Annotated in this window: 18 protein-coding genes; 16 read left to right on the top strand and 2 right to left on the bottom strand. The window is 68.9% G+C overall.

The annotated features are described in order from the left end of the window. Window positions 1-10 precede the first annotated feature (10 nt). The 15 genes from AB0M63_RS25830 (at window position 11) to AB0M63_RS25900 (ending at window position 15,713) form a co-directional block, all read left to right on the top strand. The gene (locus tag AB0M63_RS25830; protein ID WP_366021065.1) at window positions 11-478 is read left to right on the top strand and encodes a hypothetical protein; all 468 of its coding nucleotides are present in this window, start codon (window positions 11-13) and stop codon (window positions 476-478) included. A 235-nt stretch (window positions 479-713) separates the two neighbouring features. After that, window positions 714-1,709, top strand: coding sequence for a hypothetical protein (locus AB0M63_RS25835; protein ID WP_366021066.1), 996 nt, complete (start codon window positions 714-716; stop codon window positions 1,707-1,709). Between the two features lie 195 nt (window positions 1,710-1,904). Further along, on the top strand, window positions 1,905-3,329 hold the full coding sequence (locus AB0M63_RS25840; protein WP_366021311.1) for an amino acid permease: 1,425 nt from the start codon (window positions 1,905-1,907) through the stop codon (window positions 3,327-3,329). Next, a complete protein-coding gene (locus AB0M63_RS25845; RefSeq protein ID WP_366021067.1) occupies window positions 3,326-4,726 on the top strand; it encodes a glutamine synthetase family protein in 1,401 nt (466 codons plus the stop codon). The genes AB0M63_RS25840 and AB0M63_RS25845 overlap by 4 nt, the downstream gene beginning before the upstream one ends. Window positions 4,727-4,879: 153 nt before the next feature. Then, window positions 4,880-5,722, top strand: coding sequence for a hypothetical protein (locus AB0M63_RS25850; protein WP_366021068.1), 843 nt, complete (start codon window positions 4,880-4,882; stop codon window positions 5,720-5,722). 309 nt (window positions 5,723-6,031) lie between these two features. Further along, on the top strand, window positions 6,032-6,847 hold the full coding sequence (locus AB0M63_RS25855) for a hypothetical protein (protein WP_366021069.1): 816 nt from the start codon (window positions 6,032-6,034) through the stop codon (window positions 6,845-6,847). Window positions 6,848-6,887: 40 nt separating this feature from the next. After that, window positions 6,888-7,037 (top strand): hypothetical protein, encoded by a 150-nt coding sequence (locus AB0M63_RS25860; protein ID WP_366021070.1) that lies wholly within the window; start codon window positions 6,888-6,890, stop codon window positions 7,035-7,037. After that, a complete protein-coding gene (locus tag AB0M63_RS25865; protein ID WP_366021071.1) occupies window positions 7,034-8,161 on the top strand; it encodes a hypothetical protein in 1,128 nt (375 codons plus the stop codon). The genes AB0M63_RS25860 and AB0M63_RS25865 overlap by 4 nt, the downstream gene beginning before the upstream one ends. A gap of 187 nt (window positions 8,162-8,348) precedes the next feature. After that, the gene (locus AB0M63_RS25870) at window positions 8,349-9,524 is read left to right on the top strand and encodes a radical SAM protein (RefSeq protein WP_366021072.1); all 1,176 of its coding nucleotides are present in this window, start codon (window positions 8,349-8,351) and stop codon (window positions 9,522-9,524) included. Window positions 9,525-9,551: 27 nt separating this feature from the next. Continuing rightward, window positions 9,552-10,736 (top strand): radical SAM protein, encoded by a 1,185-nt coding sequence (locus AB0M63_RS25875; protein WP_366021073.1) that lies wholly within the window; start codon window positions 9,552-9,554, stop codon window positions 10,734-10,736. Window positions 10,737-10,759: 23 nt separating this feature from the next. Continuing rightward, complete coding sequence (locus AB0M63_RS25880) at window positions 10,760-11,872, top strand: UDP-galactopyranose mutase (protein WP_366021074.1); 1,113 nt, start codon at window positions 10,760-10,762, stop codon at window positions 11,870-11,872. Between the two features lie 36 nt (window positions 11,873-11,908). Further along, entirely contained in the window at window positions 11,909-12,619 is a 711-nt protein-coding gene (locus AB0M63_RS25885) for a WbqC family protein (RefSeq protein ID WP_366021075.1), read from the top strand. A 47-nt stretch (window positions 12,620-12,666) separates the two neighbouring features. Beyond that, window positions 12,667-13,740 carry a DegT/DnrJ/EryC1/StrS family aminotransferase gene (locus AB0M63_RS25890; protein ID WP_366021312.1) on the top strand — a complete coding sequence of 358 codons (1,074 nt, stop codon included), beginning with the start codon at window positions 12,667-12,669 and terminating at the stop codon, window positions 13,738-13,740. After that, a complete protein-coding gene (locus tag AB0M63_RS25895; RefSeq protein ID WP_366021076.1) occupies window positions 13,737-14,459 on the top strand; it encodes an NTP transferase domain-containing protein in 723 nt (240 codons plus the stop codon). Before AB0M63_RS25890 ends, AB0M63_RS25895 begins: the two co-directional genes overlap by 4 nt. A gap of 69 nt (window positions 14,460-14,528) precedes the next feature. Further along, entirely contained in the window at window positions 14,529-15,713 is a 1,185-nt protein-coding gene (locus tag AB0M63_RS25900; RefSeq protein WP_366021077.1) for a UDP-N-acetylglucosamine--N-acetylmuramyl-(pentapeptide) pyrophosphoryl-undecaprenol N-acetylglucosamine transferase, read from the top strand. Here the strand turns inward: AB0M63_RS25900 and AB0M63_RS25905 are convergent. Then, entirely contained in the window at window positions 15,694-16,215 is a 522-nt protein-coding gene (locus AB0M63_RS25905; protein ID WP_366021078.1) for an NUDIX hydrolase, read from the bottom strand. The two genes, AB0M63_RS25900 and AB0M63_RS25905, sit on opposite strands and share 20 nt — an antisense overlap. Before the next feature lie 161 nt (window positions 16,216-16,376). Here AB0M63_RS25905 and manB point away from each other — a divergent pair, with 161 nt between their 5' ends. Beyond that, entirely contained in the window at window positions 16,377-17,741 is a 1,365-nt protein-coding gene (gene manB / locus AB0M63_RS25910) for a phosphomannomutase/phosphoglucomutase (RefSeq protein ID WP_366021079.1), read from the top strand. 189 nt (window positions 17,742-17,930) lie between these two features. On the opposite strand, the gene AB0M63_RS25915 is transcribed toward manB, so the two are convergent. Then, window positions 17,931-18,434, bottom strand: a complete 504-nt coding sequence (locus AB0M63_RS25915) for a winged helix-turn-helix transcriptional regulator (protein WP_366021080.1) — start codon at window positions 18,432-18,434, stop codon at window positions 17,931-17,933. Window positions 18,435-18,596: the final 162 nt, after the last annotated feature.

The following is an 18,596-nucleotide window of genomic DNA, read 5'->3' on the forward strand; positions in this document are numbered from 1 at the left end:
GAACGACGACATGGAACACCGCGGTGTCACCGCGATCCGGGATCTCGTGTGCGAGGAGACCTGGTGGGTCCGGAAGGAGAAGTTCCGGGCCGACCGTCATGTGGCCGGGAACGTGTACCGCTTCACCCGCCTGTACCTGCTTGCGGACAGGGAGCACGTCCTCGTGGACATTGAGGATGCGGCCGTGATTGGGCGGGTGCTGATGTCCAACGCTGTCGCGCACTCAGGTGTCTCCGAGCACGCCGTGATCCCCGTGACGTGGGCGCTCTTGCAGAGCGGGGCCCTGGTCATTCAGGTGCACGACAGGATTCGCGACTTCCCGGACTTTGATGACGCCATGGAGTGGGAGCCGTCGGAGGACGAACGCCCTCGCGGCCTGTGGACCGCGCGCCAGCGCGGAGCGGAGATCGCCTACGCCCTCACCGAAGGCGGCAAGGTTGTCCAAGCCTTGATCAAGCCGCGTGCACTCCCCGCGTAACTCCAGTCGTACGCCGCCCCGTGATCGGCCGCCGGGGCGCTCTGTGCCTCGCCCCCCGTCGAGGCCGGCGTCCCGGCGGTCACCTCCCCTTCTTGACCAACTCCCCTGAGGTCCCGATGACACCCTTACGGACGCTCCTGCCTTGTCTCAAGCCGTTACTCCCGCTCGCCACTGCCCGACGAGCTGATGGGACGGGACACGCTTCAACTCGCTTGTGTGGGTACGGGATACGCGGATGAGCGGCGCTGATCAGCCCCAGTTTCATCCGGCCGGGTTCGACGATGAGTTACGCACGGCGCTGGACGACGTACGAGCCGGCCGGTGGCGTGCGATGAGCGAGTTGTTGAAGCACTGCCCGACGTGGGGAGTGCGGACCTCGCGGAGTCAGGTCCTGGCGGCGGCTGCGGCTCAGGGCGACGCGGTCGAGGCGTGGTTGCAGGAGGAGCCGGACGCCAACGCGGTGATGATGCGGGCGCGGGTGCGGACCCAGCGGGCGCTCACCGCGCACCGGGCTGGGGATGGTGATGCGGGACTGCTGGCGGATCGTCCCCGGGCGGCGTGCTGGGAAGCGGCGCGCAACTGGCCCGCCGATCCGGTGCCTTGGGTGTGCCTGCTGGCCCTGGCGCGGCTGGACTGGCCCGATGAGGAGCGGCGCCTGCCCGAGCACCGTATGCCGTCGCCGGAGTACCTGTTGCCGTCCGGACCGTGGGGGCTGTTGCGCGCGGCCGACCGGCGTGATCGGGGCAACCGTGAGGCCTGGCACCGCATGATCCAGGCGCTGCGCGCGTACGGGGTGAGCGTCCACGACGTTGTCCGGTGGATCTGCACGTGGGCGCCGGATGGCTCGCCGTTGTTGCTGCTACCGCTGTACCTGTACGCCGAGCACTACGCGGAGCAGCGGGCCCGCGGGGCGCTCACCACCCCTTTGTACTGGACCCGAGACCCGATCTCTTATTACACGGGGCGGGCGTTTGAGGGGTGGTTCAGGTATGCGGATCGGAGTCAGTGGTCGCAGCTGGACCTGAACCACGTGGCGCAGGCGCTGTTTTCCGGCGGGTTCATCAGCGAGGCGGCTGCGGTCTTCGCGGCGATCGGGCCGTTTGCCACCCCTGAGCCATGGAGGTATGTGGCCGAGGCGCCGGAGCGGTGGCTGGAGCAGTTCGAGCGCGCCCGCGACCGCTGTCTGCCGGTTGCGGCCGGCGGCACGTGGCGCGCGGGGCGACGCCGGTGACTGGCTGGCGAAGCACCTGCCGGTCCCCGCCCCGTGGATGAGTGTCTTCCGCCCGTCGGCCACAGGGTCCTGATCACTCCAACTCTCCCGTCCCCGGAGGTACTTCCGTTGTCGTCCGCAAGAACCACCCATCGCGCATCGAGCGATGAGGACAAGCTTCGGCAGCTGGGCTACCAGCCCGAACTGGCCCGCCGCATGGGCCCGTTCGGGAACTTCGCGCTCAGCTTCTCCATCATCAGCGTCCTGTCCGGCTGCATGACCCTGTTCGGGTTCGGGCTCATCACCGGCGGCCCGGCCGTCATGCTGTGGGGCTGGGCCGCGGTCGGCCTGACCGTGCTCTGCCTGGGTGCCGCGCTTGCCGAGGTCACCTCCGCCTATCCGGTCGCCGGCGCCCTGTTCTTCATGGCCGGCAAACTCGGCGGCCCCAAGTGGGGTTTCTACACCGGGTATTTCAACCTGCTGGGCCTGCTTGGCGGCATGGCGGGCGGCAGTTACGGCATGTCGCTGTTCGTCGGCGCGTGGCTCAACCTCCAGTGGGGCTTCACACCCACTCCCGCCCGGACGATGGCCATCTGCGGTGTCATCCTGCTGCTGCTCGCCGTGCTCAACCTGTTCGGGGTCCGGCTGGTGTCCGTGCTGAACTCGCTCAGCGTGTGGTGGCACATCGGCGGCGTCGCGGCGATCGTCGGCGCCCTCGTCTTCATACCCTCCCATCACCAGTCGGCGAGCTTCGTGTTCACCCACTTCGCCAACTCCACCGGATGGGGCAACCCCATCTATGTGATCGCGCTCGGGCTGCTGCTCGCGCAGTACACGTTCTGCGGCTACGACGCCTCCGCCCACCTGTCGGAGGAAACCGTCCAGGCACAAATCTCGGCCGCCAGGGGCATCGTGTACTCCATCTTCTGGTCCTGGATCGTGGGCTTCGTCCTGCTCGCGGGGATGCTGTTCGCGATCCAGGACTACGCCGGCACCGTCGGAAGTGCGACTGGGGTGCCGCCCGCGCAGATCTTCCTCGACGCGCTCGGTCTGACCGGCGCCAAGATTCTCCTGCTGATCGTGATCGTGGCCCAGTTGTTCTGCGCGAACGCGGGACTCGCGAGTGCCTCCCGGATGGTGTGGGCGTTCTCCCGGGACGGCGCCCTGCCCTTCTCCAAGACCTGGCATCGGCTGAGTCCCCGCACCAAGACCCCGGTCCCGGCCGTGTGGCTGTCGGTGGCCGTCCCGTTCGCCCTGGCCCTGCCGTCGCTGTACTCCCTGACCGCGTACTATGCGGTCACCGCGATCAACGTCATCGGTATCACCCCCGCCTATGCCATTCCCGTCTACCTGCGCCTGCGCGCCGGAGACCGATTCACCCCGGGCCCCTGGCACCTGGGCCGCTGGAGCAAGCCCATCGGATGGTTCGCCGTCATCTGGGTCTTCTTTATCACCGTGGTTTTCTGCCTCCCGCAGGTCTCCCCGGTCACCAAGGACTCCTTCAACTACGCCCCCGTCGCGCTCGTGGCCGTGCTGCTCCTGGCCACCATCGGGTGGGCGACCCGCGGCCGGCGCACCTACGGCATCCCCGAGTACGGCACCGAGGGCGAGCGCGAGCAGATGGCGCAGGACGTCGTATGAACAACGACCCCCGCGACACCCCGGTCAACGGCTCCGCCGGGCACGAGGCCCTTGAGGGCTGCGACTTCGAGGTGCTGCGCCACCTGGTGCAGCAGGACATCGTGAAGACGGTGATGCTGGCCGTGCCCGACATGCAGGGCCGGCTGATGGGAAAGCGGTTCGCCGCAGGCCACTTCATCGACCACGTCGTGTCCGGTGGCAGCGACATGTGCGCCTACGTCCTGGCCACTGACGTCGGCAAGCGCCCGCTCGACGGCTTCCCGCTGACCTCCGCCGACACCGGCTGGGGCGACATGGGCCTGCTGGCCGACCCGGGCGCCGTCTACCAGCTGGGCTGGAGGAGGCACACCGCCCTGGTCTTCGCTCACGCCCTCGGCCACGACGGGCAGCCTCTCAACGTGGCGCCCCGCCAGATCCTGCACCACCAGCTCCACCGGCTCGCCGCCCGGGGTATCACCGCCCAGGTCGGACTGGAGACCGAGTTCGTCCTGAGCCATGCCAACACCGCCGGCCCCGGCCGGCGCGGGACACAGCCGGTGACGACCCGCAATCTCGACTACGCCCTCGACCACCCGCCCGTGCTGACCCGCTTCTTCGATGATCTCCAGGAGTGCCTCGCCGGTATGGGCTGGCCCATCGAAGCGATCAAGAGCGAGAGCGGCCCCGGACAGGTGGAGGTCACCTTCCCCTACGGCGATCCGCTCCGGGCGGCCGACATCCACCTGCTGTTCAAGCACGCGGCACGCACCCTCGCCGAGGAATCCGGCCTGGTGGCGAACTTCATGGCCGCGCCCGCCACCGGAGTCGGCAGCGGCTGCCACATCCACTTCTCCCTCCTGGGCCCGGACGGCGTCCCGCTGTTCGCCGAAACCGACGGGCGGACGCCGGATGCGGCCCGCCACGCCATCGGCGGGCTCCTCGACGTCCTGCCGCACCTGGCCCTGCTGCACGCCCCCACCGTGAACTCCTACAAACGCTACGTCCCCGGCACGTTCGCCCCGACGAACCTCACCTGGGGCCGCGACAACCGCACCTGCGCCATCCGCGTCGTCGGCCGCGGCGAGGACCTCCACCTGGAAAACCGCCTCCCCGGCGCCGACACCAACCCCTACCTCGCGATCGCCACCACGCTCGCCGCCGCGGTGGCCGGACTCGATCACAAATCCGAACCGCCCCCGCCCTACATCGGCAACGCCTTCGACGACGCTCAAGCACCGCCGGTACCCGGCTCGTTGGAGGAGGCCCTCGCCGCCCTCCCGGACTGCCCGCTCCCGGCAGCGGACCTGCTCACCGCGGACATAGCCGTGCACTACACGAACGCCGCCCGCCACGAACTCGACCTCCACCGCACGACCGTGACCGACCTCGATCTGCGCCGCGGACTCGTCATCGTCTGACGACACCTGAACTCCCGCGTGCGGCAGCCCTGTTGTCGCCAACTGCCGCGCGCGGGCTTGCCCCCTGCCGCCGGGCCCGTTGGCCCTCATCGCCGGCTCGACAGCAGGGGACCCATCAAAACTGATCTGATCGTTCCGACTGAAAGCAGCACGATGCCCGCCGTTGTCGTACGTCACGAAGCTGGAAAACAGTTCGATCCGCTCGCGGAGCGGATCGAGGCCGTGGCCGCTGAGACTCTGCCCTTGGTCGAGGCAGTCACAGCACTCCCGCTGCCCGATCCCGTCGTCATCCGCACCATGACAGCCCGCGCCTGGAGGAAGGCGCACCGTCGCAGCACGAAGCGTCTACTCCTCGCGGAAACCGAAGAGCTCGCCCCCTCCACCCATGACCTGCGCGCAGCTCTCGTCACGCGCAAGCTCAGACTCAAGGTCCTGCGCAGGCAATGGCCAGCGATCGGCGCCCAGGCTGTGTTGTTCGAACCCGGGCAGCCCGAACTGGTCATCCTGCCCGAAGCCCTCCGCCATGGTGGCCGACTCGACGACACCCCCTTCTTGTACAAGACGCTGGCACACGAGCCCACGCACCTGGCGCAGTACGCGGCAAGCGAGGGCCGTGTCTGGGCGGCGCAGGACACCCTTTATCCCGCCCTGCGCGGGGTGGCGGACAGGGCCTACGGTCTCCTGCTTGAGGGACACGCGTACTGGGCGGATCAGCAGATCACCGCCAAGATCCTCGGCGAGCCGGTGCGGACAGGGACGGACAGCCCGCGTACCTCCGCGCGCTTTCGGAAACTCTTCACACCTGCGCAGCGGCAAGCGGACGCTGAGCTGTTCGCCTCGGCGGTGGACAGCGTGGCTCAGATCGTCGAAACCGCGGGTCTCGACGGCTTCAACCGGGTCTGGAAGAGCCCGGATCTCGTTCCCAGCGCCGAGGAGGCGGTGGGCGACCTCCCCGCCTGGCAGGCACGATTCGCCGGACGGGGAGCGAGCGCATGACAGTGCGCGAGATACCGCGGAATCTCCGGGAAGAACGTGCCGACGCCCCCTCACCCATCCCGTCAGCCACGTCGCCGGCGCACCGTGTTGCCGTGCACGCGGCCGGCCTGTTGCTGCTGCTCACCTGCTACTGGCCCTGCCGCCCCTCGGTGACGCCGCCGAGCCTGCCCAGGCGCCACCGGCGCGGGGCTCATTGACCCCCTTCGTTCCCCGGGACCAGACGGCGGCCCGGGGGACGAAGGGCCAGGCGAAACCGACCAGACCGATCACTTCTCGACAGGATCATCTGTGACCCACACCCGCTTCACCGTGCTGGACGACACCCAGCGCCATCCCCACCTGGCCAAGCAGATCTCCCTGATCCTTCGCCAGGTGGCACCGGCGGTGAACGAGATAACCGGCCTCCCGCTACCGCCGGAGGTCCGCTTCCGCCTGGTGACACCGAAGGCGTGGCGGGACGAGGCCCGCCAGAGCCAGCACCGCATCCTGGCCCGCGACATCGCCGATCTGGAGCTGACCCCACAGGAGATCGGCGGCATCCGGCGCCGGCTGAAGGCCATGGGGTTTGTCCCGGTGCTGGTCTGGCCTCTGGTGCTCGCCAGTACCCAGGAGACCGAGGACGGGCACGACGAGACAATCATCGCGCCCAGAGCCCTGCACCACGGCGGCCTATTGGCCGATGAAGCCGCTCTCCACCAGCTCCTCATTCACGAACTCGTCCACCAGATGCAAACCGGTGCCCGCGGCGGCGCCGTGTGGGCGACCTTCTTCCCTCAGAAACGGGGGATCGCAACACCGGGTGTCCCGACCGTGCTTGAAGGACACGCGGCCTGGGCCGATCAGCAGGTCACCACCCGCCTTCTTGGCGCACCGGCCGATCACCGGCAAGCGCCGAAGTCGCTGCGCTACCGCCTGCACAACGCGCTCCCCGGTATCCGCCGCCTCGGCCCCAGCCGCGCTGCGTACGAGCAGGGCTGCCGCCTCATCGCGCAGGCCGTCACCGAAGGCGGCACCGGCCTGGTCAATCAGATCCTGAAGGACGGGACGTATCTCCCCACCGACGCGGAGATCGCCGATCCCGCGTCCTGGATCTACCGCATCGAGCGGGGGCTGCCCCGTGCCTGATCTCCTGCTCCGTCCCACCAGCCTCCACGACTCAGGCCGCATGGAGCGCATCACCGCCGTCGTCCTGGACCTGCTGTTCGACCTGGCCCAGCAAGCCGCCCGCTTCGGCTCCTGCCCGCAGCCGTGGGCATCACCCGCTGCCTACGACACCGACGACTTCGCGTCCTTCACCACCGGAGGGCCGGCATGAGGACACCTCACGTCACACTGCTTGACCTGCCGGACCGCCCGGACCCTGAGCCCTCTGAGCGGACCGACGCGCCCGCCCGCCGTGTGGCGCGGCACGTGATCGGGCTGCTGCTCCTCGCCTGCTACTTCCCCCTGATCGTCACGGCGTTGACATCCGGCCACCTGTACGGCCTGTCGTTGTCGTTGTCGACACGGACCAGATACGCGGTGATCTACACCCAGTTCAGTGCTGCGACCATCGTGTTCTGGTGGCTGTGCTGGCTGGTCTTCGCCCGGACCCCGCTCAGCCGGGTCACCCCGCGACAGCGCCTCCTCCAGCGCGCAGCCGCTGTGCTGGCCGGAGCGGCGGGCATGTATGCGACCGCACCGTTCCCCAACGCGCTCGCGCAGGTCGTCGGTCAGGCCGTGTTCGCGTGCGTCCTTGGGTGGCTGGCTCTCGAATTGTGCCGGGCCCATCGCGTCTCCTTGCGAACGGCCCTTCCTCGTACGGCAGTTGAGCGACTGCGTGACTGGCAGATCGCGAACCTGGTCCTGACCGTATCCGTTGCTGGCGGCGTCCTCTCCTTCCTCCTGATCCACCTCATCCGCTGGAGTGGGGCCGTCGTGCCGGTCATGAAGGGCGGCCAGATGTCCACCCTGGGCGTCGACAACTTCGGGACCCTTGCCATCGGACTGGTGCCGACGGTGGTGCTGGAGGACGTGGTGATCGTCGCCGCCACGACCGCCCTGCTGACCGCGATACGCCGGCCCGCGTGGCAGATCTACACCCTGGTCTGCATACCCGAACTCCTCCTGCACGCCTACCTCGGGCTCCCCGCCATCGGCATGCTCGTGTTCGCCGCAGGCCGCGTCTGGCTGTACCGGCAGTACGGACGTCTCCTCCCCTTCATGGCCGCCCACTTCACCTTCGACCTCGTCGGCGGCGGCCTCATGCTCCTGCACGGGCTCCCCTTCTGGTACCGGCCCGCCCTGGGTCTCCTCTTCAGCCTGGTGGTCTCGTGGACCGGGAACCGGCTGGAGAAGGCGGCGAAGTCGGCTCGCCCGGAGGAACAGCCCCCACCCGCCGCCCCTGACGGCGACACTCCCCAGACGGCGGACCATCCGGCCCCGGTGAGCAGCCGGTGACTCCCGCCTCGGTGCCCACTGCGACAGGGACAGTCGGCGCCGGGGCGGTCCCCTCCCGGCGTGGAGGGGCAAGCGGCCTCCGACTCCCCTCGGATGGCAAGGCAACCCTCCACGCCGGGCGTTTCGACGAGAAACAGCGCGTGCTCACACACGAGGTATCACCCGAACCGATTGAAGGAGGCACCACATGCAACGTGAACTGCCCCTCCTCGCAACTCCCACGAAGGTCGTCAACGAGGATGTCGCCGAGCTGACGTCCGGTGCCCGGACTGCGGCCGAGGCCCTCGGCTACCGGTACGCGGAGATCGAGCGCGACCACCGGTTCCGGTTCCTGTTCGATCCGCTGCGGCTGCTGGAGCAGCAGGACACGATCCGGGCGTACGCGGCCGGAGAGGACCCGTTCCCAACGAGCGTCGAGATCGATCCGGCGAACTCCTGCAACCACCACTGCACGTTCTGTATCTACAGCAGCCTGCACTCCAAGGAGCGCAGCGAGCGGATGGCCCCCGAGCGGCTGCTGACACTGGTCGAGGAGCTGGCCCAACTCGGGGTGACGTCGCTGCTGTTCGTTGGCGGAGGCGAGCCGATGACTCATCCCAACACGGTCGACGCGATCGAGCTGGCGGCCGGTCACGGCATGTCGGTGGGGCTGGTCACCAACGGCTCCCGGGTCTTCCCCGAGCTGGGCGCCCGGCTGAAGAAGGCGGCCACCTACGTACGGTTCAGCCTGGACGCGGCAGACCCCGAGCTGCACGCGAGGCTGCACGGCAACAACGACCATCACCGGATCATCGCGAACCTGCGGGCGCTGGCAGCGGTCGAGGGGCCGTGCACGGTGGGCACCGGGTTCTTCATCAACGACGACAACGTGCACGACCTCGTGGCCTGCGGCGAGTTGGTCAAGGACTGCGGGGCCGACTACATCCAGTACAAGTCGTACTCCGGCGTCGCCGTCGGGCCCGACCTGCACGCGCGGATGCTGGCGGGGCTGGACCAGGCGCTGAACCTGGACGACGAGCGGTTCGACGTGCAGATCGTGGACCGGATCTTCGACAACAACACCCATCAGGTCCGCGGGTACAGCCGCTGCCACTGGCAGCAGTTCAAGCCCGCCATCGGGGCCGACGGCAACGTGTTCCTGTGCGCCCAGAAACGCACCCGTACCGACGCCGGCGACGGCATCGCTGGGGTGATCGGCAACATCAACGACTCCACGTTCGCCGAGGTCTGGCGGGGCGAGCAGCGTCGGCAGGTCCTGGACCAACTGGTGCTGAAGTCCTGCCCGTTCTGCGTGCACCACCAGCAGAACCGCACGATCGAATTCCTGACCGGATTCGACGCCCCGCACGGCAAGTTCTTCTGACCCCGACCCCCTTGCCGGAGGCATCTGATGGCTCGTCCCAGCACCGAGACCGACCTGATCACCGCCACCGCACAGCCCCGCCCGTACTGGTCCGCGCACAAGGCCCTGTACGCCGCCGCCGACACCACGGCCCTACCGGTCCACGGGGAGATCCAGATCCGGCCCGCGCCGTGGACGCTGGAGGTCTACGGCACGATGGACTGCAACGTCGCCTGTACGCACTGCAACGCCGACGAGCGCAACCACGCGTACGGGCAGGGCAGCATGCCGCTGGAGATGATGGAGCGGCTCCACGTCTCGATCGCGGCCATGGGCGTGCGCGGCGTCCAGTACTGCGGCGGCGGTGAACCGCTGCTGTGGCGCGGCGGACAGATCGCCGACTTCATAGCCGCCCTGCCGCGCGAGACTACTCGGGCCGGGATGGCGTCCAACATGACCATGGGGAAGGCGCTGGCCCGCCCCGAGGTCCTGGACAAGATGGTGTTCGTCGAGGTCGCGGTCTTTGCCTACGACGACGCCACCTACGAGGCGGTCGCGAAGGTCAAACACGGGCAGAGCCGGATGGAGAAGGCAGTGCAGACCGTGCTCGCGACCCGCCGGGAAGCGGGGCTTGAGACCCCGGCCGTGAACGCGAAGGTCATCATCAACTCCACCAACTACCGCTGGCTGCGCGAGATCTACGCCTGGGCCGAGGCGACCGGGTTCGACGCGATCCACCTGCGGCTCGCCGACGACTACGAGCACCGCGGTGGCGACTTCGTCCTCGACCAGGTCCAGCGCGCCGAGTTCCGGGCCGATCTGGAGGCGTTCGCCGCCGAGCGGGGCCTGACGGAGTGGGCGGACAAGATCGGTCTGATCCTCGGTGACGACAACAAGGGTGTCACTGGCGCCCACTCCCACTGCTGGACGGTGGCCACCGGCGTGAACTGCTGGGTGCTGGCCAACGGCGAGGTCTACGTCTGCGGCCCCCAGTGGGGCAGCTCGCAGTACCTCATCGGGGACCTCCGCCACGGCGATCTGGAGGACATCTGGGGCGGCGAGCAGCATCAGCAGGTCGCCCGCCGGCTGATCGCGAACATGAGGCTGTCCCGCTGCTACGCGCTGGGCTGCCGCCACATCAAGCAGTCCATGGCCGTGGACCAGTGGACGGCCGGGCAGGCCGGGGTGCCGCCGCAGGAGGAGTTCGGGCAGCGGCACGCGTGGTTCCTGTGACCCGGGCCCGGACACACGATGTCGTGATCGTGGGCGGGGGCCTGTTCGGGCTGGTGCTGGCCGAGCAACTCGTCACCCGCTGCCCGGCGAGCGTGATGGTCGTCGAACGCGAACACCACCTGGGCGGCCTGTGCTGGTCTCGGCGCGATGCCCAGACCGGCGTGGAGTACTCCCCGTACGGCACCCACATCGTGGCCACCTCCGACCCTCGCGTATGGGAGTGGATCACCAGCCGGGTGCGGATGGTCGCCTACACGCACACCGTGCACGCGTTAGTGGCCGGCCGCCTCATACCGCTGCCGCTCGGGCTGGAGGCCATCGAGGCCGCCTACGGACACGCGATGTCGCCCGAGGAGGCCAGGGACACCGTCGAAGGGGACGCCGCTCCGTTCCGTCACGCTCCGGCGGACAGCGTGCGGGCTCTGGCTCTGGCGCAGGTCGGACCGCGGCTGTACGAGATGTTCGTCCGCGGGTACGTCACGGCGCAGTGGGGTGCCGATCCGGCAGATCTCGCGCCGGAGGTGTTCGCCGAGCGGTTCGGCATCTCCTTCCGTCCCAGCCGCGGCTACCATCCCGAGGCCCGGTGGCAGGGCCTGCCATGCGGCGGCTACGGCACGCTGGTCGAACCGCTGGCCGACCACCCGCGCATCGAAGTCCATCTCGGCCGCGACTACCGGCACCCGCCCAGTCCCCGCTTCCGGCGGCTCATGGTCGTCACCACGCCGATCGACGCCCACTTCCACCGCCAGCTCGGCCCCCTGCAACGCCGCAGCCTCCACCTGGACTGGCGGGTGCTCGACGCCGGGGACACGCAGGACGTACCGGTGGTCACCTACCCGGACGGAGCGAGCCCCCACTACCGCTCGCATGTTCCGGCCCTGCTGCCGTGGAACGGCGCGCATGCCCCGTCCGACGACCTGCTCGTCGGGTTCGAAGCCGCCGGCCCCGGACCGAACCAGATCGACTTCGTGTTGCGCAGCCCGCACAACGACGAACTCGCCCGCAAATACCGGCAGTTGGCTTCCGCCCCGGATGTGCTCCTCGCCGGTCGCGGCACGACGTTCTACGACGACATGGGCACAACCATCGGCCAGGCCCTCGCCCTGGCCGACCGCCTCGTCCCAGGCCTGACCTGACTCCCGACCCGCCACCACCGCCAAGAAGGGTGCGCCGTGTACACCGTGGCGATCCACCAACCGCACTATCTGCCGTACTGCGGCTACCTCGACAAGTGGGACCAAGCGGACCTGCTCATCCTGCTCGACGACGCCCAGTTCACCCGGGGCGGCTGGCAGAACCGCAACTTCATCAAGACCGCGCAGGGTCGCCACCTGCTGACCGCGCCCGTACGGCACGACGGATTGCGCCCCCTGCGCGCCACCCCGCTCGACTACACCCGGCGCTGGGACCGCGCGCACATCCGCACCCTTCAGCAGGCGTACGCGCGGGCGCCCCACCGGCATTTGCTGTCCACCCACATCGAGGAGGTCTACTGCCGGACATGGTCGGCGCTCAGCGAACTGGCCATCGGGTGCACGCTCAGCTTCGGGCGGCAGTTCCGCATCGAGACCCCGACCGTGCTGGCCAGCAGTCTGAGCGTGCCCGGAAGCAGCAGCCGGCGGCTGGCCGACTTGTGCCGGGCGGTCGGGGCGGACGCCTATCTGGCGGGGGACGGCTGCCGCGTCTACCTCGACGAGCAGCCCTTCGACAAGGCCGGGATCGAGGTGCTGTGGCAGGGCTTCACCCATCCGCGCTGGCACCAGCTCCACGACCGGCACGGCTTCCAAAGTCACCTCTCCGCCCTCGACTTGCTGCTCAATACCGGACCAGACGCCCTTTTCACACTGCGCGGTCCGCGTCTCCTCGCCAGGGCTGCCCAGTGACCGCTCCGCACGAGGTTCCGATCTGGCGCACGTACCTGCCCAGCGCAGTGAGGCGGCAGACGCACCTTGAGGTCGCCGACATGCTCAAGTCGGGCCGCATGGTCGACGGGCCGCTGACCAGACGCCTGGAGCAGGCCGTCGGGTCCGCGTTCGACCGCCACGCGGTTGCCGTCGCCTCCGGCATGGACGCACTCGAACTCCTCCTCGAAACAGCCGAGACTCGGGGCCGCGACGTGCTGATCCCGGCGAACTGCTTCCCCTCCATCCCGGCCCTCGCCGACCAACTCGGCGCCCGCCCCCGGCCCGTGCCCGTCGACCCGGTGCACCTGGCGATGGCCGAGGACGTCCCCGAACGCGCCGCCGACGCGCTACGGCCCATCGTCGTATGGGTCCACCACGCCGGCATGGTCGCCCCGCACGCGCGCCGCACGATCACCACGCTGCGGAACGCAGGCCACACCGTCATCGAGGACTGTGCCTACCTCCTTCCCGCAGACCAGCCCGCCGACGGACCCGGCACCTGGGGCGACATGGCCCTGTTCTCGTACGCGCCGACCAAGCCGCTCAGCGGCAACGGCGGAGCCGTCGCACTGCTGCGCGACCCAGCGGACGCCGAGCAGGTGGGCGCTCGCCGCTCCCACAGCGGCCAGGAAGACCGATGGCTCGGCAGTGACCGCTTCCACCGGGGACGGGCCATCACCGAGTTCGCCGCGGCCGTTGCCTACTGGCAGTGGCACCACCGGGCCGACACCCGCAACGCGCTGAACTGCCTCACCACCAACTACACCAGCTTCTTCACCGCCGCAGGCCGCCCGGCGCTGCCAGCCGGACGCACACCCCAGGACACCTGGGGCCGCTTCACCGTCGACCTGGCCACGCCCGACATCGCTCGCCAGGCCCGCGACCGCATGGCGAAGAACGGCATCGCCACCACCGTGATGTTCGACCTGCCGTGGAGCGGCTACCCCGCCCTGACCGGCGCCCACTTGTTCGACAACGCCCTGCTCCCGCTCCTCCAGCGCACGGTCTGCATCCCGTACCACCCCACGCTGTCGATCCCCGACGTCCACCGTGTCGCCGAGTTCGTCACCGGCGCTCTCACCCAGGGAGGACCCCGATGAGCACACAGACCGCCGTATTCCTGGCCGCCGGCCGCGGCACCCGCCTCGGCCGCGACAAACCCAGCCTCCCGTTCGACGGCGAGACGCTGCTCGCCCGGCACATCCGCCAGGCCCGCCGCGCCGGCGTCACCGAGATCGTCGTCGTCGCCGGACGGCACAACGAAGACCGCGTCCGCGAGATCGCCGCCGCGGTACCCGACCCGGAGCAGATCGAAGTCGTACTCCAGGAGGGCCCGGACGCTCACGCCGCCGCTGCCACCGGACTTGAGCGCCTCGCGGACCGCGAGGCGGCGTTCGTCTGCGGCATCACCGACCTCGTCCCCGACGACACCTACGCCGCGATAGCCGACACCGCCGTCACCCCGGGGGTGACCATCGCCGCGTTCGTGCTGGAGCACACCTTCGTCGGCGGGATGCTCGACTTCCACCCGGGCACCCTCGACCTGCTGCGCATCGTCGAACGCCCGCCCGGCGGCTGCCCGCCCGGCCGCCTCGTCAACATCTGGATACACCACCTCGCCGGAGGTGCCTTCATCACCCAACTCGCCCAGGCGACACGGCAGCTCGGGGACTATGAGGAGGCCATCAACCAGGCGCTCGCCCACGGCAGCCGCGGCAGGGCGCACACCGTCAGCGACTGGGAGGCGGTCAAGGACGAGCCCAGCCTCACCCGCGCCCACGAACGCTTCCACCCCCACGACCCCACCGCAGCAGCCTGACCCCCGATCGCTCACGACGGTGCCAGGCCCTCAAGGCCAGCACCGCCACGACCCCGAGAGCCCCCAACCATGACCTCACACCGCACCCTCAACCTGGCCGTCACCGGCGGCGGCACCGGCGGCCACACCTATCCCGCCCTCACCACCATCACGACCCTGCGCGAACGCCTCGCCCAGCAGGGCACCACGCTGAACGTCACCTGGTACGGCGACGCTCATGGCCTCGAAGCCCGCATCTGCCAGACTCACGGCATCACGTTCCGCCCGATCGCGACGGGCAAGGTCCGCCGCTCCTTCAAACCAGCAGCGGTCCTGCGCACCCTCACCGACATGGCCCGCGTCCCCTACGGCATCCTCCAAGCCGCTGGATCGCTCGCCCGCCACCGCCCCGACGTGGTCCTGTCCACCGGCGGATACGTCGCCGTCCCCGTCGGACTCGGCGCCGCCCTCACACGTCGCCCCCTGGTCATGCACGAACAGATCACCGCCGTGGGCCTGGCCAACCGCGTCCTGGCCCGAGTCGCGACCGCCGTCGCCCTCAGCCACGACTCCTCCCGCGACGCCCTGCCGCGACGCGCCCGCGAGCGAGCCCAGACCATCGGAAACCCGGTGCGGTACGCACTGCTGCACGGCGACGCGGGCAAAGCCCGAGCCGCCTACGGCCTCGACTCCGCCCTGCCCCTGATCTACGTGACCGGCGGCGCCCAGGGCAGCGCCCAGATCAACGCCCTGATCACCGACATCCTCCCCACGCTGCTCCCGGCTTGCCAGGTCCTGCACCAGTGCGGCCCCGACCACCATCAGCGGATGCTCGACAAAGCCGCTGGCCTCGACCTGCATCTGGCCCACCGCTACCGGCCGGTGCCCTACATCGACGGCGAACTCGCCGACGTCTTCGCTGCGGCCGACCTGGTCGTCTCCCGGGCCGGGGCCGGCACCCTCGCCGAACTGACCGCCATCGGCAAGCCCTCCGTGCTAATCCCCCTGGAGCCCACGGCCGCCGACGAACAGCGCCGCAACGCCGAGTACCTCGCCGAACACGGCGCCGCCATCGCGATCACCAGGCCCGACGTCACCGCACAGCGACTGAGCGAGAGCCTGCAACGCCTCATCGGAGACTCCCGTCAGCGCGCAGACATGGCGGCCAAGGCCCGTACGCTCGGGCACCCCGACGCCGCCGACGCGCTCGCGGACCTGGTTCTCGCGCACGCCCGGCCCCGCCGGAAGGGCGGAACTAGGGGACGAGCCCGGTGACCTGCTCCGGGGCGGGACGCCCGTGCTCCAGGTAGACCGGGACACCGGACTTCTTCGCCGCCAGCGCCTCCTGAAGCCGACGGCCATCCGGGGGCGCCAGCCGGGCCACCGCCTCACCCGGGTCCAGGAACGCCCACCCGCGCAGCTCGTCGTCCGGCGTCCGGAACCGCTCCTTGGTCTCCTCGTCGACCACGCCGCCGTCGAAAACGAACACCAGCTCCTCGAAGAAGCGACCGTCCTTCATCACCCAGTCCGAGACCAGCATCCGCCCGACCGGCAGCGCGACCCCCAGCTCCTCGGCAACCTCGCGGGCGGCAGCCCGCTGCGGGGTGTCCTGCTGCGCGACCTCCATCCCGCCGCCCGGGAAGAGCCACCGGTCCTTGTGGTAGGTCGGGTGCACCAGGAGGACCTTTTCGTCACAGTCCATGATCAGTACGCCCGAGGCCATCGGCCAGGTGTCGCGCGTGTATCCCGTGGACACCTCAGCGGTGTTCGTCGTCATACGGCTTGTCCCTCGTGCATCCCAAGAAGACGGCAGAAACAGCAATCATGCCGGGGCTCACCGCCCCCACGCAGAGCACCCGCCGTGTTTTTGCCAACGCCCCAGCCCGCCACCCCGCACAGGGAAGCCGTCCCACCGGGACAGAACCGAAGAAGAGGATCATGCACCTCTGCCACCCGATCAAGGCGTACGACATCCGCGGCCCTGTTGACGACGTCACGCCGGAACTTGCCCGCACCGTCGGCGAGGCGTTCGCTCACCTCACCGAGGCGACGACGATCGTCGTAGCCCACGACATGCGCCCTACCTCACCCGCCCTGGCCGACGCCTTCGCCGCCGGCGCCATAGCCACCGGCACGGACGTCATCACCCTCGGTCTGGCCAGCACCGACCAGCTCTACTTCGCCTCCGGGACCCTGGACCTGCCCGCGGCGATGGTCACCGCGAGCCACAACCCCGCCTCGGACAACGGCATCAAACTCGTGGGCCCAGGGGCCAGCCCGATCGCCCGGGACACCGGACTGGAGGACATACACACCTACCTCCATACCGGTCGGCTCCCACGCCAGTCAGGTTCTCGCCCGTCGCCCGCCTCCACAGGGCGTGTACACGCCGCAGACCTCCACGATGCGTACACCCACTACGTGCGCGGCCTGGTCGACCTCAGCGGCATCCGCCCGCTGAAGGTCGTCATCGACGCGGGCAACGGCATGGCGGGCCACGTCCTCCCCGACCTCCTGGAGGGCCTGCCCCTCGGCATCGTCCCCCTGTACTTCGATCTGGACGGCACCTTCCCCCACCATGACGCCGACCCCATGACCCCTGCCAACCTCACCGACCTACAGGCCGCCGTCATCAGCAACGGAGCCGACCTCGGGATTGCCTTCGACGGCGACGCAGACCGCTGCTTCATCCTCGACGAACACGGCGCTCCCGTACCACCGTGCGCACTGCTCGCCTGGCTCGCTACACGCTTCCTCGCCAGCAAACCAGGCTTCACGGTCGTCCACGACCTGCTCACCTCCGCCGGCACCATCGAAGCCATCACGGAAGCGGGCGGCACCCCGGTCCGGTCTCGGGTGGGGCACGCCTTCGTCAAGCTCGCGATGGAGGCCCACGGCGCAGCCCTCGGCGGGGAAGCGTCCGGGCACTACTACTTCGGCGACTTCTGGCACGCCGACTCCGGATCCCTGGCAGCCCTGCACGTTCTGGACATCCTCGGTCACGGCGACCAGACCGTGTCGCAGGCAACCGCCCCCTACCGGCGCTACGCGTCCTCAGGAGAGGTCAACCGGCGGGTGAGAGACGCCCCCGCGGCACTAAAAACAGTCGAGAAGGCCTTCGAGGGACGAGGGTTCATCGATCATCTCGATGGCTTGTCGGTCTCCCTTGGTAGCGGCTGCTGGTTCAACATCCGACCCTCCAACGTCGACCCCGTCGTCCGTCTGACTGCCGAAGCGCCCACCGATCAGACGATGCGTGAACTCCGTGACGAAGTCCTTGAACTCATCGTTGAGGCGAAATGAGTAGGCAGCCGTAGGACCGGCGCGTCTTCCCAACAACCAACTTCGCCGGATCCGGTTAGCGGGTGTTCTCCCACTCACCCGTGTCGTTTCTCTCCGACCCCCGTCACGGCCGCCCGTCGCAGCACGCTTACTGGTCACGTCCGGCCCAGCTGGCTTCATCAAGTTCGTGTTACGAACTTCCAGTGACCGTCACGCTTCGTCGGCATGGCGCCGCCGTCGGGCACGGTCCAGCAAGTCCGCATGAGTCTGCGCCCACATGGCCAATGGAGCTGCTACGGCGAGTAGTTCCTTCGCCGCTGGCAATAGCTCGTACATGGCGCGATAAGGGAAGTCCGACTCTCGATTATGTCTGACGAGCTCTCCCTTTTCCAGACGCCGAAGTGTACGGTTCAACGGGCTGTCCTGGAGGCGGCGGTGCTTCCTTCCTGGCCAACCCAGGTCGATGTCCTTTCCGCGAATTGTATTGAGCAGGTTCGTGTAGTGAAGTGGGCCTGCGTAGAGAGTCACGAGGACATCCCAAGACCATTCGCCGCTGACAAGGTGACGGACGTCATGAAGGCCGCGCACGAATCTGTCGTCGTCCGGTTCTAGGACGTTATTTGAGTGACGTTGAAGGTGTTCTCTGATTTCGCCAGCTGAGCATTCATGGTCATCACCCAGGCCGCGCTGCCACTGGCTCTTGTGATCGGGCACGAACTGCTCCCTTTGGATAGTCGCCACACGATCTAGCTTCATCGAGGTTAATGATCAGGCAGCATCGTCGAATTGGCGTCGGGACTTGGCATGACGAACTCCTCCTCAGGGAGAGGGCCTCCGCACCTGATTGTGACTGGATCAAGTACTGCTTTGCCTGCG

It is taken from the genome of Streptomyces sp. NPDC051576 (genome assembly GCF_040681835.1).
Lineage (GTDB): Bacteria > Actinomycetota > Actinomycetes > Streptomycetales > Streptomycetaceae > Streptomyces.

Excerpts from the sequence above, each read along its gene's own strand:
- AB0M63_RS25830 (WP_366021065.1), top strand. The coding sequence starts at position 11 with ATGGAACACCGCGGTGTCACCGCGATCCGGGATCTCGTGTGCGAGGAG.
- AB0M63_RS25835 (WP_366021066.1), top strand. The coding sequence starts at position 714 with ATGAGCGGCGCTGATCAGCCCCAGTTTCATCCGGCCGGGTTCGACGAT.
- AB0M63_RS25840 (WP_366021311.1), top strand. The coding sequence starts at position 1,905 with ATGGGCCCGTTCGGGAACTTCGCGCTCAGCTTCTCCATCATCAGCGTC.
- AB0M63_RS25845 (WP_366021067.1), top strand. The coding sequence starts at position 3,326 with ATGAACAACGACCCCCGCGACACCCCGGTCAACGGCTCCGCCGGGCAC.
- AB0M63_RS25850 (WP_366021068.1), top strand. The coding sequence starts at position 4,880 with ATGCCCGCCGTTGTCGTACGTCACGAAGCTGGAAAACAGTTCGATCCG.
- AB0M63_RS25860 (WP_366021070.1), top strand. The coding sequence starts at position 6,888 with ATGGAGCGCATCACCGCCGTCGTCCTGGACCTGCTGTTCGACCTGGCC.
- AB0M63_RS25865 (WP_366021071.1), top strand. The coding sequence starts at position 7,034 with ATGAGGACACCTCACGTCACACTGCTTGACCTGCCGGACCGCCCGGAC.
- AB0M63_RS25870 (WP_366021072.1), top strand. The coding sequence starts at position 8,349 with ATGCAACGTGAACTGCCCCTCCTCGCAACTCCCACGAAGGTCGTCAAC.
- AB0M63_RS25875 (WP_366021073.1), top strand. The coding sequence starts at position 9,552 with ATGGCTCGTCCCAGCACCGAGACCGACCTGATCACCGCCACCGCACAG.
- AB0M63_RS25895 (WP_366021076.1), top strand. The coding sequence starts at position 13,737 with ATGAGCACACAGACCGCCGTATTCCTGGCCGCCGGCCGCGGCACCCGC.
- AB0M63_RS25900 (WP_366021077.1), top strand. The coding sequence starts at position 14,529 with ATGACCTCACACCGCACCCTCAACCTGGCCGTCACCGGCGGCGGCACC.
- AB0M63_RS25905 (WP_366021078.1), bottom strand. The coding sequence starts at position 16,215 with ATGACGACGAACACCGCTGAGGTGTCCACGGGATACACGCGCGACACC.
- manB (WP_366021079.1), top strand. The coding sequence starts at position 16,377 with ATGCACCTCTGCCACCCGATCAAGGCGTACGACATCCGCGGCCCTGTT.